The sequence below is a fragment of the Desulfolithobacter sp. genome (assembly GCF_054025815.1).
The window spans coordinates 1-17,430 of sequence record NZ_JBPMMS010000004.1 but is presented as its reverse complement, the minus strand read 5'-3'; the positions used below and the strand labels follow the sequence as shown (position 1 = coordinate 17,430).

Genomic DNA, 17,430 nt, shown 5'->3' with positions numbered 1-17,430 from the left:
AAGTCTTCCGCTCATGTTATCAACCATCTTCCCGACCATACGATTCTCCTCCATTTTCCATGCTCTTTCCAGTCCTCTTCCTGGCGAAACCGGATGAGGGAAAGAGCGAGAGATCGGTATGGGGCAGAAAAAGGGCAGCCACATATTCATCCTTGAAGCCGGGCACCTCGGAGAGCTCGAAACTGGTCATCTTGCGCACCACTTCAACCACGTCGCGGCGAATATGATTGGAAAGTGCACTCATCCTGCAGCCCATGAGGGAACCATTGCCCACGTAAACCACTTTGTCCATATCAATCTCAGGCAGCAGGCCAACAGTCATGGCCGAGTCGATATCAATAAAACTGCCAAAGGCTCCGGCCAGTATCACCTGCTCCAGGTCAGCGACCCCGAGACCAACCTCCTGGAGTAAGGTCTTGACTCCTGCAAAAATGGCACCCTTGGCCCGCATAAAGTTCTCAATATCTACTTCCGTGAGGACAATATCATGTTCGGCCCCTGATTCTTCCTGCCAGGCCAGGACGAACTCATACCCGCTTCTGCCCTTGCGGATACGCTCACAATCACTATCTCGCCGATACTTGCCCCGCTGATCGATGATCCCGCGCTCAAAAAAAACCGCGATAATGTTGAGCAGCCCGGAACCGCATATTCCTATTGGCGGCCTGCGCTCCAGGGTGGTGTTCATAGGCTCCCAGGTCTCGGGATGGATACTGCAGTCGGTTATGGCTCCGGCAGCGGCGCGCATGCCGCAGCTGATCCCTCCACCTTCAAAGGCTGGTCCGGCAGAGCAGGCGGTACAGACCAGCCACTCGCGGCTACCGATAACAATCTCGGCATTGGTGCCGATATCGATATAAAGCGTCAGTTTTTCGGTCCGGTACATGCCCGAACCCATGACCCCGGCAACAATATCACCGCCCACCCAGCTGGAAATGGCCGGATAGACCAGGGCTACACTGTGAGTTGGAAGATGGAGTTCGAGATCCGTGGAACGGATCGGAGGAAAAAACGTAGAGACAGGAATATAAGGAGAGCGCCTGATATTGTTTGGCTCCAGGCCGAGGAAAAGATGGGTCATTACTGTGTTGCCGGCCAGGGTGATGGAGGTGATCTCTTCGGCCTTGACCGCGGCCCGGGACAGAATCCGGTCAATGATACCGTTGATGGTTTTGGTCACGGCCCGGCGCATGGTTTCCAGGCCGTCATCCTTTTCACTGCATATGATGCGCGAAATCACATCCTCGCCATAGCTGATCTGACCGTTGTAATCACCTGTCTCGGCCAGGACCCGGCCCTGGTGGAGATCCACCAGCTGACCGTACACCGTGGTGGTGCCGATATCCACAGCCAGGGCGAAATTCCGCTTGACCCAGTTGCCCGGCTGGACATCAACGATAAAGGTTCGCCCCCCGGGGGACACCGGCCGGGCCAAGGTCACGGTGACCCGGAAGTCGTCTTCTCGCAGGACCCGGCGCAGCTTGCGCAGAACCGGCAGGGTCACCATCAGATGACGTTCATTGTACTGGTGGTTCATGCCGGTGACCACCCGGCCGGCATCAGCCATGTTGTCCACCGGACTTGGCCTGGGCAGCTCGAGGAAAAATTTTTCCACCGGTGGCTTGAAAATTCCGGCTTCCCGCAGCTCCTCGATATCAAAAAAACGCGCCGTGGCCCGGTGCCGCCTTGGCACGGTGGTGGTCAACCCTCCCTGGCCAAGGCCGGAAGTGACCACAACCCGAACCCGGACATCTCCACGAACCATGGCGGTGCAGGCCTGCCGTATCCCGGACTGAAGCTCCTCAGGAGAAAGCTTCTCCGACACCCCGCCCTGAATCTCACCATACTCGACAAGCACCCTGCACTTACCGCAGACACCGCTGCCACCGCAGGAGGCATTGATATGAAGACCTGTCTTCTGAGCAGCTTCAAGAAGGGTTGTGCCCTCCTCAACCTGCACCTGCATCCCGGCGGGCAGAAACTCCACTGTGTGCATCGGCCTGCTTGCCATACATCCTCTCCTTCCCTGCTTCCTGATGAATTTCCGTAAATAATCCTACCATCATTAGCACTCTGGTGGCAATTAAACGGAGACAACTCCGATCATCTTTTTTCAGCCGCGGCAGACTGAAACCGGGTTGCATTCCGCTACCAGCCAGGAGACATTTCTGGCCCTGAGTCATGTTTTCACATCAGGGCCGGGATTTTACCTGTTACCTGGAAAGGAATTGACCAGAGAAGGAGTCCGGACGGAAAGACTTGCAAACAGGGACCGCGGGAGGAAAGACAAGAGGGAACGACATCAAGCACCGGCAAGCATGCCTTCACGTTCGATAAAGGCCAGAACGGTGTCCACGCCCTCACCGTTTTTCAGATTGGAAAAGAAAAAAGGACGCTCACCCCTCATTCTGGCGGCATCCTCCTCCATTACGGCAAGCGACGCGCCGACCATGGGAGCCAGGTCGATCTTGTTGATCACCAGCAGATCAGACCGGGTGATCCCGGGACCTCCCTTGCGCGGGATTTTGTCTCCGGCAGCCACATCTATCACATAGATGGTGAGATCGGCCAGTTCCGGACTGAAGGTGGCACTCAGGTTGTCACCTCCCGACTCCACCAGGATCACATCCAGGTCGGGAAAACGCAGGCTCAGGTCTTCCAGGGCAGCCAGGTTCATGGAGGCATCTTCACGGATGGCTGTATGGGGACAGCCCCCGGTTTCCACGCCAACGATCCGCTCGGACTCCAGGGCCTGGTTGCGAATCAGAAACTGCGCATCCTCCCTGGTATAGATATCATTGGTGATTACCGCAATTTCATAGCGCTCCCTCATTCTGAGGCACAGGGCCTGAATCAGGGCGGTCTTACCGGAACCAACCGGACCGCCGATACCAACCCGCAGAGGTGTCTTGTTCATCATGTTCTCCTTTCAGGAACGGTAAAGTCTGGTGTACTGCATCTCATGGCCACAGCAGGACAGGGCCAGGGCAGGCATGGCCGAGCCGATGTCCTGCTCCTCAAGCTCCAGCCCCCGGCCCACAACAGCGGGAATACGCCCGGCCAGGTCAAAAAGAATCTGCTGGCCTGCGGTCTGACCCAGGGGAATGATCTTTATCCCCGCCAGGACCTGGTTTTCCAGCCAGCTCCATACATATCCGGCTGCGGCCTGACGTACCGGGATGTTCCAGGTAACAGCCGCAAGGGCATATCCGGCCAGCTGACACAGGGCAATGCTCTGGTACCACTCTGCTGCCCGGCCCACCTCCATCTGACGCAACAGGATGGCCAGGGCCCGGCCGCGATTCTGTTCTTCAAGCCGCAGCTCGCTGGTTTCCCGCCAGGCAAGCAGCTGCTCACTCCAGTGAACCAGCGCCTGTTTCTCTCCCTGTTCACAGGCAGCGTACATACGGCGTAAAATGGGAATATCCACCTGGGACATGGCATGTTCGAGCAGGTCTTCAAGCCAGTGCTGAAGGTCCGCACGGCTCTGGATCCAGCCCGCCTCCACGGCCCACTCGATCCCCTGGGAATAGGAAAAACCGCCCGTGGGAAGGGAAGGACTGATCAGCTGAAACAGACGCAGCAACGCGGTATCATGCATGGTGATGTCCATGGCCGCCTGAAGCATAGGCTCCGTGTTCCGGTTCAAAGGGCGCCAGCTCGCGGGTGACCGCAAGTCCCAGGCCGCGCACCATTGCATCCAGGACATGATCGTGAAGATATTGCACCCATTGACGATCTATCTGCAGGGCAACATGGCGATTCCCCAGGTGGTAGCAGGCTCTGGCCAGTTGCAGCCCATCGTGACACAAAACCCGGGATACTTCCTCGTCCGCGGCCAGGATACGAACCACGCAGGCTGCGCTGTCATCCACGAGCAGATCACCACCACGCAACACCGTGCCCCGGGGCAGAAAAAGTCCCGCCTCCAGACCATTGTCAAGCTGCACCCGCAACCTGCTCTTGATCCGTTTTTCCCAGGGCAGAGTCAGGGTAAGGGCTTTCCCGCCCGGGTCGCTGTCTGTTTTTCGAGTCAGGCAAATCATGATCAGAAAAGAAAATAACGCTGGGCCATGGGCAGGACCGCAGCCGGTTCACAGGTAAGCAGCCGGCCGTCGGCACGCACCTCGTAGGTCTGTGGATCCACTTCGATGACCGGCTGATACTGATTGTGAATCATGTCAACCTTGGAAACCTGCCGGCAGTTTTTAACCACCGCAATCCGGCTGGCCAGCCCCAACTCCTCATGAATGCCATCCTTAAAAGCGTCCTGGGACAAAAAGGTCAGCGAAGTGGCTGCCCGTGCCCCGCCCAGAGTCCCGAACATGGGCCGGTAATGCACCGGCTGGGGTGAAGGAATGGAGGCGTTGGGATCGCCCATGGGCGCGGCCGCAATCATGCCGCCCTTGAGAACCAGGCTTGGCTTGACCCCGAACATGGCCGGACGCCAGAGGACAATATCGGCCAGTTTGCCAACCTCCAGCGAACCGATCTCATGAGCCATTCCGTGGGCAATGGCAGGATTGATCGTGTACTTGGCCACATACCGCCTGGCCCGCTGGTTGTCATTCCGGGCTGGATCGCCATCCAGACTGCCGAACTGGACTTTCATCTTGTGGGCTGTCTGCCAGGTGCGGATAATCACCTCGCCCACCCGGCCCATGGCCTGGGAATCCGAGGCGATCATGGAAAAGGCGCCCAGATCGTGGAGAATATCTTCCGCGGCAATGGTCTCCCGCCGGATCCGGGACTCGGCAAAGGCCACGTCCTCTGGAATACCCGGATCCAGGTGATGGCAGACCATGAGCATGTCCAGGTGTTCATCCACGGTATTCACGGTATAGGGCCGGGTGGGGTTGGTGGACGAGGGCAGAACATTTGCCAGAGAGCAGGCCCGGATGATATCCGGCGCATGGCCCCCGCCGGCGCCCTCGGTATGATAGGTGTGGATGGTTCTGCCCTTGAAGGCGGCCATGGTCTGTTCCACAAATCCCGATTCATTGAGGGTATCGGTATGGATGGCCACCTGGACGTCCATGGCCTCGGCCACAGCCAGACAGGTGTCAATGGCTGCCGGAGTGGTGCCCCAGTCCTCGTGCAGTTTCAGGCCCATGGCCCCGGCCCGCACCTGTTCCTCGAGGGGCGCGGCCTGGCTGGCATTGCCCTTGCCAAGAAACCCCAGGTTGACGGGCAGCTCATCGGCGGCCTGCAGCATGCGGTGGATATTCCAGGGTCCGGGAGTACAGGTGGTGGCATTAGTCCCGGTTGCCGGCCCGGTGCCACCACCCAGCATGGTGGTGATGCCTGACACAAGGGCCTCTTCCACCTGCTGCGGACAGATAAAGTGAATGTGGGCGTCGACGCCGCCGGCAGTAACGATAGACCCCTCAGCCGCAATGGCCTCGGTACCCGGGCCGATGATGATATCCACCCCGTCCTGCACATCCGGATTTCCCGCCTTGCCGATCCCTTTGATCCGGCCGTTCTTTATCCCGATATCGGCCTTGACAATACCCCAGTGATCAAGGATCAGCGCATTGGTAATCACCACATCCACGGCCTCGCTGCTGGCCCGCTGACTCTGGCCCATGCCGTCACGGATCACCTTGCCGCCGCCGAACTTGACCTCATCTCCATACAGCGTCAGATCCTCTTCCACCTCGATCCACAAATCGGTATCAGCCAGGCGAACCCGGTCGCCAGTGGTCGGTCCGAACATCTCAGCATAGGCCCGGCGTGAAACAGTAGTCATTTCTCTTCCTCCAAAGGTCCCATGACAAGTCCGTGAAAACCGTATATACACCGGTCACCACCATAGGCCACAAGTTCCACCTCCCTGCTCTGCCCAGGCTCAAACCGCACCGCCGTTCCGGCCGGAATATTGAGACGGAAACCTCGGGTCTGCTCCCGTTCAAAGACAAGGGCGTAATTGGTCTCGTAAAAATGATAATGGGAACCCACCTGGATGGGTCGGTCACCGGTATTGGCCACAGACAGCCGCATGGTCTCCCTGCCTGCATTGATCTCTATTTCTCCGTCCGGAGTAACTAACTCTCCCGGGATCATCATGAAACAGTCTCCTTTCATATAATAGGATTATGTACAGTAACCAGCTTGGTACCATCGGCAAAGGTGGCCTCCACCTGCACTTCGGCGATCATCTCGGCCACCCCTTCCATGACATCATCCCGGCCAAGCAGGGTCCGGCCGTAATCCATGAGCTCCGCCACAGAACGCCCCTCCCTGGCTCCCTCCAGGATGGCGCCGCTGATATAGGCGACCGCCTCGGGGTAGTTCAGCTTGAGTCCCCGCTCCTTGCGCCTCTCGGCCAGAAGCGCTGCGGTAAACAGCAACAGCTTGTCTTTCTCTCTCGGTGTCAGTTCCATGATCGTGATTCCTGATTTTTTGTTTTTTTCAACCCTCACTCCCGGCCCCTCTCCCCGGGATACTACGTTGCCCAGATCCTTGGCAGACAGATATTCCGGTCCAGAAGCGATGGCCGGAGCCCCTCCCATATTCCAATAAAAAACCGTCGCGCCTCTTCAGGGGAAGACCCCAGATACCTGGCAACCAGCACCCCGTCGAGCAGGGTCATGCCAGTGAAGGCCCCTTCCACTGTTTCCTGCTTTTGCCGCAGGGATTCCAGCAACTCCTCTCCCACGCCGACCGCCAGCATGGTTGCCGTGACCGGCAGGGAACGAAGCCCTGGCCTGCGCTGCAGATCTTCCTTTCCTGCAACCCGGAGTTTCTCCAGGACAAGTGGCTTTCCGTCACGATACAGCTCAAGTCCGGCCAAAAGGGTTCCTGAGTGAAACTGCTCATCGATAACCGGACGCCCCAGGCAGAGAATCTCCCAGCCCAGAAACTGCGCTGATCCCTGCAGATCTATCCGTGTCAGAAGCTCTGCCCTGGCTCCGGGAAAAACAATATTTTCCTGGGGCATCCATTCCAGACAACCGCCCTCAGACACCTGGAACCGCTGCCTGACCCTGGCGGTGTTCAAGACCGACCGGTACAGCTTGGTTGCCCCGGGCGTGGTGAGCAGGGCCGCACCGCCACTTTCCACCTTGACCCGAAGATCCAGAACGTCACCCCCGACCACCCCGCCGGGCGGATGAAGAATATATGTATGACAGACCCCATCTTCCGGATAAAAAGGCCTCTGCACGGTCAAGGGACCGAGACGGTGGGTTCGGAGCAGCACGGTACGGTCGAGGCCAGGCCCGCAGGTCAGCTCAAGCCGGGCCTGCCAACCCGTTTCAACTCTCTTTTCTGCCAGCACAGGAACGCTCACCTCACACCGTCAGGTAGTCGCGGACCAGGTCGTCACTGAGTTCTTCCATATCACCGCGAGCCACGATCCGGCCCCGGTCCATGATGAAAAAACAATCCCCTGCCTGGCGCACAAAATGGAGCTTCTGTTCTACAAGCAGCACGGTCATGCCGGCCTCGCGTTGCAACCGAATAATAATCTCACCGATTTCATGGACAATATTTGGCTGAATCCCCTCGGTGGGTTCATCAAGGATGAGCAGGCTCGGTTCCAGAACCAGGGCCCTGCCAATGGCCAGCTGCTGCTGCTGACCTCCGGAAAGATCCCCGCCGCGTCGTCCCGGCATTTCCGCCAGTACCGGGAAAAGCTCAAACACCAGGTCTGGAATTTTTTTCTTCTTTTTTCGTCCAGTGCTCAAACCGATCCGCAGGTTTTCCTCCACCGTGAGCAGGGGAAAGATCTGCCGCCCCTGAGGAACATAACCGATCCCCAGCCCGGCCCGCTGTTCCGCCGCCATTCTGGTGATATCATGCCCCTTAAAAATGATTCGGCCCGAGCGCACCGGCAAAAGCCCCATGATACAGCCAAGAGTAGTGGTCTTTCCCACACCGTTTCTGCCCATGAGACAGGTGCATTTGCCTGCAACCACGTCCAGATCCACATCCCACAGGGTATGGCTTTCCCCGTAATACTGGTTGAGCTGTTCAATAGCCAGCATGATTATTCTCCGAGATAGACTTCAATAACCCGTTCATTGTTCTGCACCTCGTCCATGGTGCCTTCGGCAAGCACGCTGCCCTGGTGCAGCACGGTCACTTTCCTGGCAATGGAGCGGATAAAATCCATATCATGCTCAACCACCACCACGCTCCGGGTACCGGCCAGGGAAGTGAGCAGCTCACCGGTTCGCTCCATTTCCTGCTGGGTCATGCCAGCCACAGGTTCGTCCACCAGCAGCAGAAGAGGATTCTGCATGAGCAGCATACCGATCTCCAGCCACTGTTTCTGCCCATGGGACAGGGAACCGGCCCGGCGCCGGACCTGCTCCCTGAGACCGATAATGGTAAGCACCTCGTCAAGACGATCCCGCTGCTCTCCGCTGAGTCCGGTACAAAGCAGTGGCCAGATGGTCCGTTCCCCGGCTGCAGCCAGCTCAAGGTTTTCATAGACCGTGTGCTGTTCAAACACTGTTGGTTTCTGAAACTTGCGGCCTATGCCGGCGCTGGCTATCTCCGGCTCGCTCATCTTGAGCAGGTTGAGCTGCTGGCCGAACCAGGCTGAACCCGTATCCGGCCGGGTCTTGCCGGTAATGATGTCCATCATGGTGGTTTTGCCGGCTCCGTTGGGACCGATGATGCAACGCAGCTCCCCGGCCTCGATATAGAGATTCAGGTCATTGATGGCCTTGAACCCATCAAAACTGACCGAGATATTTTCCAGGTAAAGGATAATACCGTGGCTCAGATCCAGGGCAGGCGGAATGTCCGGGAGCAGGAACTCAAAAACCTGGTCCCGGCGCATGTAGTTTCGCATCGCGTCCAGTACAGTCATCTGTTCACCTCTTTTTGCGGACCAGGCCGGTTATTCCCCGGGGCAGAAACAGGGTGACCAGGACAAAGAGCGCCCCCAGGGCAAAGAGCCAGGCATCGGGCATGGCAGCGGTCAGCCAGGTCTTGGCGTAATTGACCAGCAGGGCTCCAGCCACGGCGCCATACAGCGTTGCCCGGCCGCCCACTGCCACCCAGATAACTATCTCGATGGAAAAGAGCGGGGCAAACTCACCGGGATTGATAATGCCCACCTGGGGGACATAAAGGGCCCCGGCAATGCCGGCCAGCACCGCGGAAAAGACAAAAATCGCCAGCTTGAAATGCTCAACCCGGTAGCCGATGAATCGGGCCCGGTCTTCTGCATCACGAATGGCTGTACATAACCGCCCCAGCCTGGAAGAAACGATCCAGCGGCAGCTGAAGTAGCCTGCACCAAGGGCAATGGCCGAAGCAACAAAAAGCGCCGCCCTGGTGGTGTCGGTCTGCAGGGGAAATCCCAGGATATCCTTGAAATCGGTCAGGCCGTTGTTGCCGCCAAATCCCATCTCGTTTCGGAAAAAGGCAAGCATCAGGGCATAGGTGAGGGCCTGGGTCATGATGGACAGGTAGACCCCGGTGACCCTGGAGCGGAACGCCAGGTAGCCGAAAACCAGCGCGAGCAGCCCCGGCACCAGCACCACCATGAACATGGCAAAGGGAAACAAGTTGAAACCGTGCCAGAACCAGGGCAGCTCCTGCCAGTTGAGAAAGACCATGAAATCAGGCAGCAATGGATTACCGTACACGCCGCGATCACCGATCTGACGCATCAGGTACATGCCCATGGCATACCCGCCCAGGGCAAAAAAGGCACCGTGTCCCAGGCTGAGAATACCAAGATAGCCCCAGACCAGATCCACGGCAATGGCCAGCAGTCCGTAGCAGAGATACTTGCCAAGCAGCGTCATGGTATAGGTGGACACATGCAGGCCACTGGAACTGTCAACAGCCAGATTAAGCAATGGTACCAGCACGGCTGTGGACAGGAGAAGGCCGAAAAAAATCATTCCAGGCCGGTCCTTTTGTAACATACTGCGTATCCGCATGACTTACCCCGCAGCACGGCCCTTTTGCGGGAACAATCCCTGGGGCCGCTTCTGGATGAAAAGAATAATGAAGACCAGGATCAGAATCTTTGCCAGGACAGCGCCGGCCCATGGTTCCAGAAACTTGTTGGCCACGCCGAGGGAGAGTCCGCCCAGCAGGGTCCCCCAGAGATTGCCCACCCCGCCAAAGACCACCACCATGAACGAGTCAATAATATAGGCCTGCCCCAGGTTGGGACCGACATTGGTGAGCTGGCTCAATGCCACACCGGCAATGCCGGCAATGCCGGAACCCAGTCCGAAGGTGAGCGCGTCCACCCTGGCTGCCCGGACTCCCATGGCCCTGGCCATGGCCCGGTTCTGGGCCACCGCCCTGACCTGCAGCCCCAGCGAGGTCTTTTTCAGGATGAGAAAGAGCACACCAAAGACCAGCATGGAAAAGACAAGAATGGTCACCCGGTTCATGGTCAGCGACAGCACGCTGTTGATCTGCAGGGAGCCGGACATCCAGGCCGGAGTCTCCACCGAACGGTTCAGGGGTGAAAAAATGGTGCGCACGGTCTGCTGCAGAATCAGACTGATACCAAAGGTCGCGAGCAGGGTTTCCAGTGGCCGGCCATACAGAAAACGGATCACGCTCTTTTCAATCACAATGCCGACCAGGCCCGAAACAACAAAGGCTGCCGGAATGGCAAGCAGGACAGCCAGACCAATGGAATGGGGTATGATCTGCTGCATCACCCAGGTGGTATAGGCACCAAGCATGATCAGTTCCCCATGCGCCATGTTGATAACCCCGATAACCCCAAAGGTGATGGCCAGGCCAATGGCGGCCAGCACCAGGACCGACCCGAGACTGAGCCCGAAGAACATGGTCTCAAGCAGCCGGAAAAATGAAACCCTGGCCTCAATCCGATCCAGGACCGCCTGAGCCTTTTTTCTGAGTTCTTCATTATCTGTTGACTGTATCACCCGCCGGATCCCGTTGGCGGCGGCAGGATGCAGCGTGGAACCCAGTCGTTCCAGGGCCCGGAGCTGGACAGCCGGATCTTTTGCCTGCAGATCCACCAGGGCCACCACCACGGTCAGGGCTTCGCGAACCCTGGAGTCCGACTCCCTGGCCAGCCGCTCCCGCAAAACTCCAGCCAGAGCCGGCTGCGGATTGGCCAGCATCCTGGTTACCGCGGCCAGACGCCTGTCCGTATCCGGATGGGTGAGATCCATACTGGCCAGCACCGACTTGATCTGTTTGCGCAGGCTGTTGTTAATGGTAACTTTCCTGAGCGCCCGTTTCTTCACCGTGCCCAGGGGCCGGCCACTGATCACATCGGTGATGTGATATTTGCGTCCATCCTTTTCCCCCTGGACAAGAACGCCATCTTTTTTGGTGAAAAAGAGGTTTCCCTCAAGCAGGACCTTGAGGATCTTTTCCGCCTTGTCACGACCGCTTTTCCCTAACTTTTCAATGCCCTTGGCCTTCGCCTGGAAGCTCTGCTGCCTGAGCAGAGCAACAGCTTCATCGAGGCCTGCTTCCCCGGAAGCGGCAAGACATGGCGGAACCGCAAAAGCTGCAAGCAGCAACACGGCAACAAGCAGCCTGCAGGCGTATCCGCTGTATGGAAACTGGTAATAGTTCATCTCGTCCCCTGGGTAACCGACGGGGACGGTACAGGACCGCCCCCGGATACCATTATTTCTGCCCCGAACATTTGCCGGTTTTCACGTTGTAGTTGCCGCAGGCAAGGGGCTTGCGCCAGTCAGAGATAATATCCCTGGAGCCTTCCAGGTAATCTGACCAGGCATCACCCGCCACGGTGCCGGGAGTCTGCCAGACTACCTCGAACTGCCCGTCACTCTGGATCTCACCGATCAGGACCGGCTTGGTGATGTGATGGTTGGGCATCATGGCCGCATATCCGCCGGAGAGGTTGGGAACCGTTACCCCGATGATGGCCTCCTGCACAGCCTCAGGATCGGTGGTTCCTGCCTTTTTCACCGCCTCGACCCACATGTTGAAGCCGATATAATGGGCCTCCATGGGATCATTGGTCACCCGTTTGTCACTCTTGATGAACTTCTGCCAGTTCTCGATAAATTCATCGTTGATCTCGGTGTCCACGCTCATGAAGTAGTTCCAGGCAGCCAGGTGTCCGACCAGGGGCCTGGTATCAATACCGGAAAGCTCCTCTTCACCGACCGAGAAAGCCACAACCGGAATATTGTCTGCTGTTACACCCTGGTTCCCCAGCTCCTTGTAAAAAGGAACATTGGCATCGCCGTTGATGGTGGAGACAACGGCTGTTTTTTTGCCCTGGGAGCCAAACTTCTTGATCTCGGCCACAATGGACTGCCAGTCGGAATGACCAAACGGGGTGTAGTTGATCATGATATCTTCTGCAGCCACCCCTTTTGATTTGAGATATGCCTCAAGAATCTTGTTGGTGGTCCGGGGATAGACATAATCGGTACCGGCCAGTACCCACCGTTCAACCCCCAGCTCGTTCATCAGGTAATCCACCGCCGGAATAGCCTGCTGGTTCGGCGCCGCGCCGGTATAAAAGACGTTTTTCGAGGATTCCTCACCCTCGTACTGGACCGGATAGAAAAGCAGACCATTGAGTTCCTCAAAAACCGGCAGCACCGACTTGCGCGATACCGAAGTCCAGCAGCCAAAAACAGCAGCCACCTTCTCTTTTTCCAGAAGCTCCCGCGCCTTTTCGGCAAAAAGCGGCCAGTTGGAGGCTGGATCAACCACAACAGCCTCCAGCTTCCTGCCCAGCAGCCCGCCTTTTTTATTCTGCTCCTCAATGAGCATGAGCATGGTGTCCTTGAGGGTGGTTTCACTGATGGCCATGGTACCGGACAGCGAATGGAGCACCCCGACCTTGATGGTTTCAGCCGCCTGGGCAGCAGGGCCCAGAAGGCTTCCCGCCAGCATGGCACAGCCGGCGGCAATGGTAAGCAGTTTGTTCTTCATAACTCTTGTACCTCCTTTCTCTGGTTTGTTGACATCCCTGCTCCGGATAACCGGTTTCAGGTATTGTGCTTCTGCCCCAATGGTTCCAAAAGATGTGCCAGGAGGTAATTCTTTAAATTGCGCGGCGCTTTTTGCCTGTTTGTACGAAGAGAATATCATCCCTGTTTTCCCTGAACAAAAATGAACATCCACGCACACAGATGAACATTTCCGTGAAAAACACAGACAAAAACGTTTATCACATAACAATTTTGTGAGAATCTCCAGAGACTGATTATCTGGCGGGAAGCAGAAAGACGGCCCCGGAAAAGCGCAGCAGGACGACCAGGAAAAACAGGAAAATTGAGCGTGAGAACCAGCAGGAACGGGAGATTAAACGGGGCAAAGAATCATACCGTATCAAATCAGATAATATCAAATGATATGATATCAATTTCAGGGTAATTCACCCGGAATCAACCATGCAGACTGCTGTATTTCAAGCTGTCCCTTCAAATATTAATACGACAAAGGAAAATTATACTTTCAGTTGTTATTCTATGGTATAATCATGAAAAAACAAGCGGATGCAAATCCGGTACACTGCATAATGTCACTCAATAATTTTTTCCCTGTCATGTTGAAACCTGGATTATACGAACAACTGATAACCGAATCAGTGCAGGAGGAATTAGACCAGCTCCATTTCCGGTACGAGATTATACAATCCCGGATTGACGCAGGAGAAAGCCACATTGTGTTAGCACAATACATGGAGAAATTCCTGGAAAGCCTTCTCTCCCAGGCAAAAGGGCCGAACAGGATCAATGAGCAAATAGAAATATGCAATAAGCTCATCAGGCTGGCTGCCAGGGAACTGGAAAATATTTCTGACGGCTGGCCGCAGATCAGGCAAAGTGGAAAACGTCTTCTGCAGATACATGACCCGGCTTTTGCCAGACACCCGAAACCGGAAACGCCCCTGTCTGTCTCCTCGTTACTCACAGCTACATCAGGCGACCCGACCCTGGTTTCACAGCTCAAGCAGGAGATCCTCCACGCCGACCAGGTGGACATACTGGTATCTTTTATAAAATGGAGTGGAATCCGGATTATCAAGGACGAGCTAGAAGAGTTAACCAAGCGGGGAAGACTGCGCATCATCACAACATCATACCTTGGCGCCACAGACCTGAAGGCCATCAGGTATCTGCTCCAGCTTCCTAATACTGAAGTCAGGGTATCCTTTGACACCAAACGCACCAGACTCCACGCCAAGGCCTATATTTTTCACCGCGCGAGCGGCTTTGGCACCAGCTATATCGGGTCATCAAATATTTCCAACCCAGCAATGACAGACGGCCTGGAATGGAATGTGAAAATATGCCAGTATGAGGCTGAACATCTCTGGGAAAAAATCAACGCGACTTTTGAAACCTACCGGCTATCCAAAGATTTTGACCTGATTTCCCTTGCAGACCTGCCGCGGCTTGATGATGCCTTGAGCCGTGAAAAAAAGGGGTGCTCTGCCCCGGAAGAACATCTGGCATTTTTTGACATTACCCCCTACCCCTTTCAACAAGAGATTCTTGATAAACTAGAAGCAGAAAGAGAGCTGCACAATCGAACCAGGAACCTTGTTGTGGCAGCAACAGGGACAGGCAAGACCGTGATCGCGGCGTTTGATTTCAAACGATTTTCCGCCAATACCCACTCTCCCCGCCTGCTTTTTGTTGCCCACCGGGAAGAAATCCTTACCCAGGCACGGGCTGTATTCCGAAATATTTTACGCGATGAAAACTTTGGAGAGTTGTGGGTGGGCAACCATACGCCGCGCCACAAAGAGCAGCTTTTTGTATCTGTGCAGACCTTTCACCGCCAGGAACCCTGGAACCAGCTTGATCCTGATTTTTACGATTTTATTATTATCGATGAATCCCACCATACCAAAGCCGCCAGCTACGAAAAACTGACTGATTACTTTTCACCGAAAATTTTACTTGGCCTGACCGCGACCCCTGAACGGGCCGACGGAAAGGACATTCTCAAATATTTTGACGGCCATATCAGTGCCGAAATCAGACTGCCCGATGCGATCAACCGCAAACTGCTCTCTCCTTTCCAATATTTCTGCATAACCGACCGGGTTGATTATTCGCAGATAACCTGGCGCCGGGGTGGCTATGATAAAAAAGAGCTGGAGCAATTGCTTGTCACCGGAGATGACATGCGGGCCAGACTGATCATAAACAAGGCCAGGGAACTGCTCCTTGACGTGTCCCAGGCGCGCGGACTTTGCTTTTGCGTCTCAAAAGAACATGCAGAGTACATGGCCGGGCAATTTAACAAGCACCGCATTCCCGCCCTGGCGCTCACCGCAGACACCCCGGACCACGAACGAAAACATGCAGTCCGGCAACTGAAAAACAGGGAAGTCAACTTCCTCTGTGTTGTTGATCTGTTTAATGAAGGGGTGGATATCCCGGAAATAGACACGGTCATGTTCCTGCGCCCCACTGAAAGCCTTACCGTGTTTCTGCAGCAGTTAGGCCGTGGCTTGCGACTCTGCGAGGGAAAAGACTGTTTGACGGTCCTTGATTTCATTGGCCAGGCCCATCAAAAATTTAACTTTGAAATCAGATTCCGGGCCCTGCTTGGCCAGACTGCCCGGAGGATTGAAGACGAGGTGGAATCGGCCTTTCCATCACTCCCGTCCGGATGTGTTATTGAGATGGAAAAGGAGGCACAACGCTATATTCTGGAAAATATCAAAAAGGCACTCACCCATGCCAACAAGAATCAGCTTGTCAGCCGCATTGCCTCCTTTACCAGGGACACAGGCCTTTTCCTCACCCTTGAAAATTTTCTCGAATATCACGGACTGGAACTTGATGACATTTACAAAAAAGCTTCCTGGGCAAGACTTTGCGCCCTGGCCGGCAAAAGAAAGAATTTTCACGACCCGGATGAAAAAATCCTGAGCAAGGGCCTGCGCCGCTTCTGCCACAACAACAGCGCACCTCAACTCAACAAACTCTTGTCACTTTTGCAGGCTGACCAGACCGAATCCACATGGACCAGCCTGCCCAATGAAACCCGACTCTTACTGACAATGTTCTGCTTTTCAATCTGGAACAACAAACCACCGAGAAAGATCCTGGAAGAAAACACCACTGCCTTGAAGAAAAACCCGGTGCTCTTTGCGGAAGTCATCCAGTTAATCCGATTCCTGTTCAAGAAAGCAGACACCCTGGTGCATGAAACTTCCCTGCCGTTCCCCTGCCCTCTTTCTGTCCATGCCTGTTATACAAGGGACGAAATTTTATCCGGTCTTGGACACATTACCTTTGAACGCAGGGTCAATGTCCGGGAAGGAGTAAAATATCTTCCTGAAATCAAAACCGATGTGTTTTTCATCACCCTCAACAAGACAGAAAAGGATTATTCCCCAACTACCATGTATAAAGATTTTGCCCTGGATGAGACCACCTTTCACTGGCAGTCCCAAAGCACGACCAGTGATACCTCGCCTACAGGCCAGCGGTATATCAACCACCGGAAACAGGGAAACCATATTCTTCTTTTTGTCAGGGAACACAAAAAGATAAACAATCTGGCCTGCCCCTATTACTTTTTAGGGCCGGCTACCTATGACAGCCACATTGGCAGCAAACCCATGTCAATCATCTGGAAGCTGCATTATCCAATGCCGGGTAAACTTGTCAGAACAACCGCACGACTGGCGGCGGCCTGATAATGACACCATCAAAACCCGAGATAATAGATGTTGCAGCCGGCATCCTTGTAAAAAACAACCAGGTGCTGCTTGCCCGCCGCGCCAGGGGACAGCACCTTGCGGGAAAATGGGAATTTCCCGGTGGCAAGATAGAGCATGGGGAGACACCGGAAGAATGCCTGTGTCGCGAATTCAAAGAAGAGTTCGATGTGACGGTTGCGGTTGGAGAATATGTGACCGAGAGTATCCACCAGTATCCAGACAAAAATATCCGACTCCTGGCCTATTACGTCACCTTGATTTCGCGAAATTTTACCCTCAAGGTCCACGACGTGATCAAGTGGGTGGAAATTGAAAATCTTGTGCAAATGAATCTGGCTGAGGCGGACATTCCCATTGCAGCTCGTCTGGAAGAACAAATATCAAAGCACCAGCAGAGCACTCCTGATTTCTACTGAGGTCGGTCGTCAATACTGGACACCAATTTCCTGTACAAGCTGTTGTCTGTAAAACCTTTGCTCAAAGGCAGCAGGTGAAAGATAATCAAGTTTTTTCTGTCGCCTTTGTCGGTTGTAAAAGATCTCTATGTATTCGGTTATATCTCGTATAGCTTCCTGCCGGGTTGAGTACTGTCGATGAAATACGAGCTCTGTTTTCAAAGTGCCCCAGAAACTCTCCATGGGGGCGTTGTCGTAACAGTTCCCCTTGGCACTCATGGAAGGGCGCATATCAAATTGTTTCAGCAGGTTTTGATACTCATGAGAACAGTATTGACTGCCGCGGTCCGAATGATGAATCAACCCGGCCGATGGTCTTTTAGTCTGAACTGC

The 17,430-nt window shown here is 55.1% G+C and carries 16 protein-coding genes; 2 read left to right on the top strand and 14 right to left on the bottom strand.

Annotated elements, in window-relative coordinates; all coding sequences use genetic code 11:
- Positions 1-19 precede the first annotated feature (19 nt).
- The 13 genes from ACXJJY_RS00880 to urtA form a co-directional block, all read right to left on the bottom strand.
- Positions 20-2,011, bottom strand: a complete 1,992-nt coding sequence (locus tag ACXJJY_RS00880) for an ASKHA domain-containing protein (RefSeq protein ID WP_456384738.1) — start codon at positions 2,009-2,011, stop codon at positions 20-22.
- 291 nt (positions 2,012-2,302) lie between these two features.
- The gene (ureG, locus tag ACXJJY_RS00875; protein WP_456384916.1) at positions 2,303-2,917 is read right to left on the bottom strand and encodes an urease accessory protein UreG; all 615 of its coding nucleotides are present in this window, start codon (positions 2,915-2,917) and stop codon (positions 2,303-2,305) included.
- 12 nt (positions 2,918-2,929) lie between these two features.
- Positions 2,930-3,628, bottom strand: coding sequence for an urease accessory protein UreF (locus ACXJJY_RS00870; RefSeq protein WP_456384736.1), 699 nt, complete (start codon positions 3,626-3,628; stop codon positions 2,930-2,932).
- Positions 3,594-4,046, bottom strand: a complete 453-nt coding sequence (ureE, locus tag ACXJJY_RS00865) for an urease accessory protein UreE (protein ID WP_456384734.1) — start codon at positions 4,044-4,046, stop codon at positions 3,594-3,596. The genes ACXJJY_RS00870 and ureE overlap by 35 nt, the downstream gene beginning before the upstream one ends.
- A gap of 2 nt (positions 4,047-4,048) precedes the next feature.
- Entirely contained in the window at positions 4,049-5,752 is a 1,704-nt protein-coding gene (gene ureC / locus ACXJJY_RS00860) for an urease subunit alpha (protein WP_456384732.1), read from the bottom strand.
- On the bottom strand, positions 5,749-6,066 hold the full coding sequence (locus tag ACXJJY_RS00855; RefSeq protein WP_456384915.1) for an urease subunit beta: 318 nt from the start codon (positions 6,064-6,066) through the stop codon (positions 5,749-5,751). The genes ureC and ACXJJY_RS00855 overlap by 4 nt, the downstream gene beginning before the upstream one ends.
- 17 nt (positions 6,067-6,083) lie before the next feature.
- On the bottom strand, positions 6,084-6,386 hold the full coding sequence (gene ureA / locus ACXJJY_RS00850) for an urease subunit gamma (protein ID WP_456384730.1): 303 nt from the start codon (positions 6,384-6,386) through the stop codon (positions 6,084-6,086).
- A 62-nt stretch (positions 6,387-6,448) separates the two neighbouring features.
- The gene (locus tag ACXJJY_RS00845; RefSeq protein ID WP_456384728.1) at positions 6,449-7,282 is read right to left on the bottom strand and encodes an urease accessory protein UreD; all 834 of its coding nucleotides are present in this window, start codon (positions 7,280-7,282) and stop codon (positions 6,449-6,451) included.
- Positions 7,283-7,295: 13 nt separating this feature from the next.
- Positions 7,296-7,991, bottom strand: a complete 696-nt coding sequence (gene urtE / locus ACXJJY_RS00840; protein WP_456384726.1) for an urea ABC transporter ATP-binding subunit UrtE — start codon at positions 7,989-7,991, stop codon at positions 7,296-7,298.
- 2 nt (positions 7,992-7,993) lie between these two features.
- Positions 7,994-8,824, bottom strand: a complete 831-nt coding sequence (urtD, locus tag ACXJJY_RS00835; protein WP_456384724.1) for an urea ABC transporter ATP-binding protein UrtD — start codon at positions 8,822-8,824, stop codon at positions 7,994-7,996.
- Between the two features lie 4 nt (positions 8,825-8,828).
- A complete protein-coding gene (gene urtC / locus ACXJJY_RS00830) occupies positions 8,829-9,893 on the bottom strand; it encodes an urea ABC transporter permease subunit UrtC (RefSeq protein WP_456384722.1) in 1,065 nt (354 codons plus the stop codon).
- Positions 9,894-9,911: 18 nt separating this feature from the next.
- Complete coding sequence (urtB, locus tag ACXJJY_RS00825; RefSeq protein ID WP_456384720.1) at positions 9,912-11,546, bottom strand: urea ABC transporter permease subunit UrtB; 1,635 nt, start codon at positions 11,544-11,546, stop codon at positions 9,912-9,914.
- Positions 11,547-11,598: 52 nt separating this feature from the next.
- Positions 11,599-12,846 (bottom strand): urea ABC transporter substrate-binding protein, encoded by a 1,248-nt coding sequence (gene urtA / locus ACXJJY_RS00820; protein WP_456384914.1) that lies wholly within the window; start codon positions 12,844-12,846, stop codon positions 11,599-11,601.
- A 775-nt stretch (positions 12,847-13,621) separates the two neighbouring features.
- Between urtA and ACXJJY_RS00815 the strand changes: the two genes are divergently transcribed.
- Both ACXJJY_RS00815 and mutT read left to right on the top strand, forming a co-directional pair.
- Positions 13,622-16,618 carry a DEAD/DEAH box helicase gene (locus ACXJJY_RS00815; protein ID WP_456384718.1) on the top strand — a complete coding sequence of 999 codons (2,997 nt, stop codon included), beginning with the start codon at positions 13,622-13,624 and terminating at the stop codon, positions 16,616-16,618.
- 2 nt (positions 16,619-16,620) lie between these two features.
- Positions 16,621-17,058, top strand: a complete 438-nt coding sequence (mutT, locus tag ACXJJY_RS00810) for an 8-oxo-dGTP diphosphatase MutT (protein ID WP_456384716.1) — start codon at positions 16,621-16,623, stop codon at positions 17,056-17,058.
- A 9-nt stretch (positions 17,059-17,067) separates the two neighbouring features.
- Here the strand turns inward: mutT and ACXJJY_RS00805 are convergent.
- Positions 17,068-17,430: IS3 family transposase (locus ACXJJY_RS00805; protein WP_456384714.1), on the bottom strand; the 363-nt coding region annotated here is incomplete at its 5' end.

Bases quoted from the DNA above. Each gene is read 5' to 3' on its own strand.
- ACXJJY_RS00855 (WP_456384915.1), bottom strand. From the start codon at position 6,066: ATGATCCCGGGAGAGTTAGTTACTCCGGACGGAGAAATAGAGATCAAT.
- urtE (WP_456384726.1), bottom strand. From the start codon at position 7,991: ATGCTGGCTATTGAACAGCTCAACCAGTATTACGGGGAAAGCCATACC.
- urtD (WP_456384724.1), bottom strand. From the start codon at position 8,824: ATGACTGTACTGGACGCGATGCGAAACTACATGCGCCGGGACCAGGTT.
- urtA (WP_456384914.1), bottom strand. From the start codon at position 12,846: ATGCTGGCGGGAAGCCTTCTGGGCCCTGCTGCCCAGGCGGCTGAAACC.
- ureG (WP_456384916.1), bottom strand. From the start codon at position 2,917: ATGAACAAGACACCTCTGCGGGTTGGTATCGGCGGTCCGGTTGGTTCC.
- mutT (WP_456384716.1), top strand. From the start codon at position 16,621: ATGACACCATCAAAACCCGAGATAATAGATGTTGCAGCCGGCATCCTT.
- urtB (WP_456384720.1), bottom strand. From the start codon at position 11,546: ATGAACTATTACCAGTTTCCATACAGCGGATACGCCTGCAGGCTGCTT.
- urtC (WP_456384722.1), bottom strand. From the start codon at position 9,893: ATGTTACAAAAGGACCGGCCTGGAATGATTTTTTTCGGCCTTCTCCTG.
- ureE (WP_456384734.1), bottom strand. From the start codon at position 4,046: ATGATTTGCCTGACTCGAAAAACAGACAGCGACCCGGGCGGGAAAGCC.
- ACXJJY_RS00870 (WP_456384736.1), bottom strand. From the start codon at position 3,628: ATGCTTCAGGCGGCCATGGACATCACCATGCATGATACCGCGTTGCTG.
- ureC (WP_456384732.1), bottom strand. From the start codon at position 5,752: ATGACTACTGTTTCACGCCGGGCCTATGCTGAGATGTTCGGACCGACC.
- ureA (WP_456384730.1), bottom strand. From the start codon at position 6,386: ATGGAACTGACACCGAGAGAGAAAGACAAGCTGTTGCTGTTTACCGCA.
- ACXJJY_RS00880 (WP_456384738.1), bottom strand. From the start codon at position 2,011: ATGGCAAGCAGGCCGATGCACACAGTGGAGTTTCTGCCCGCCGGGATG.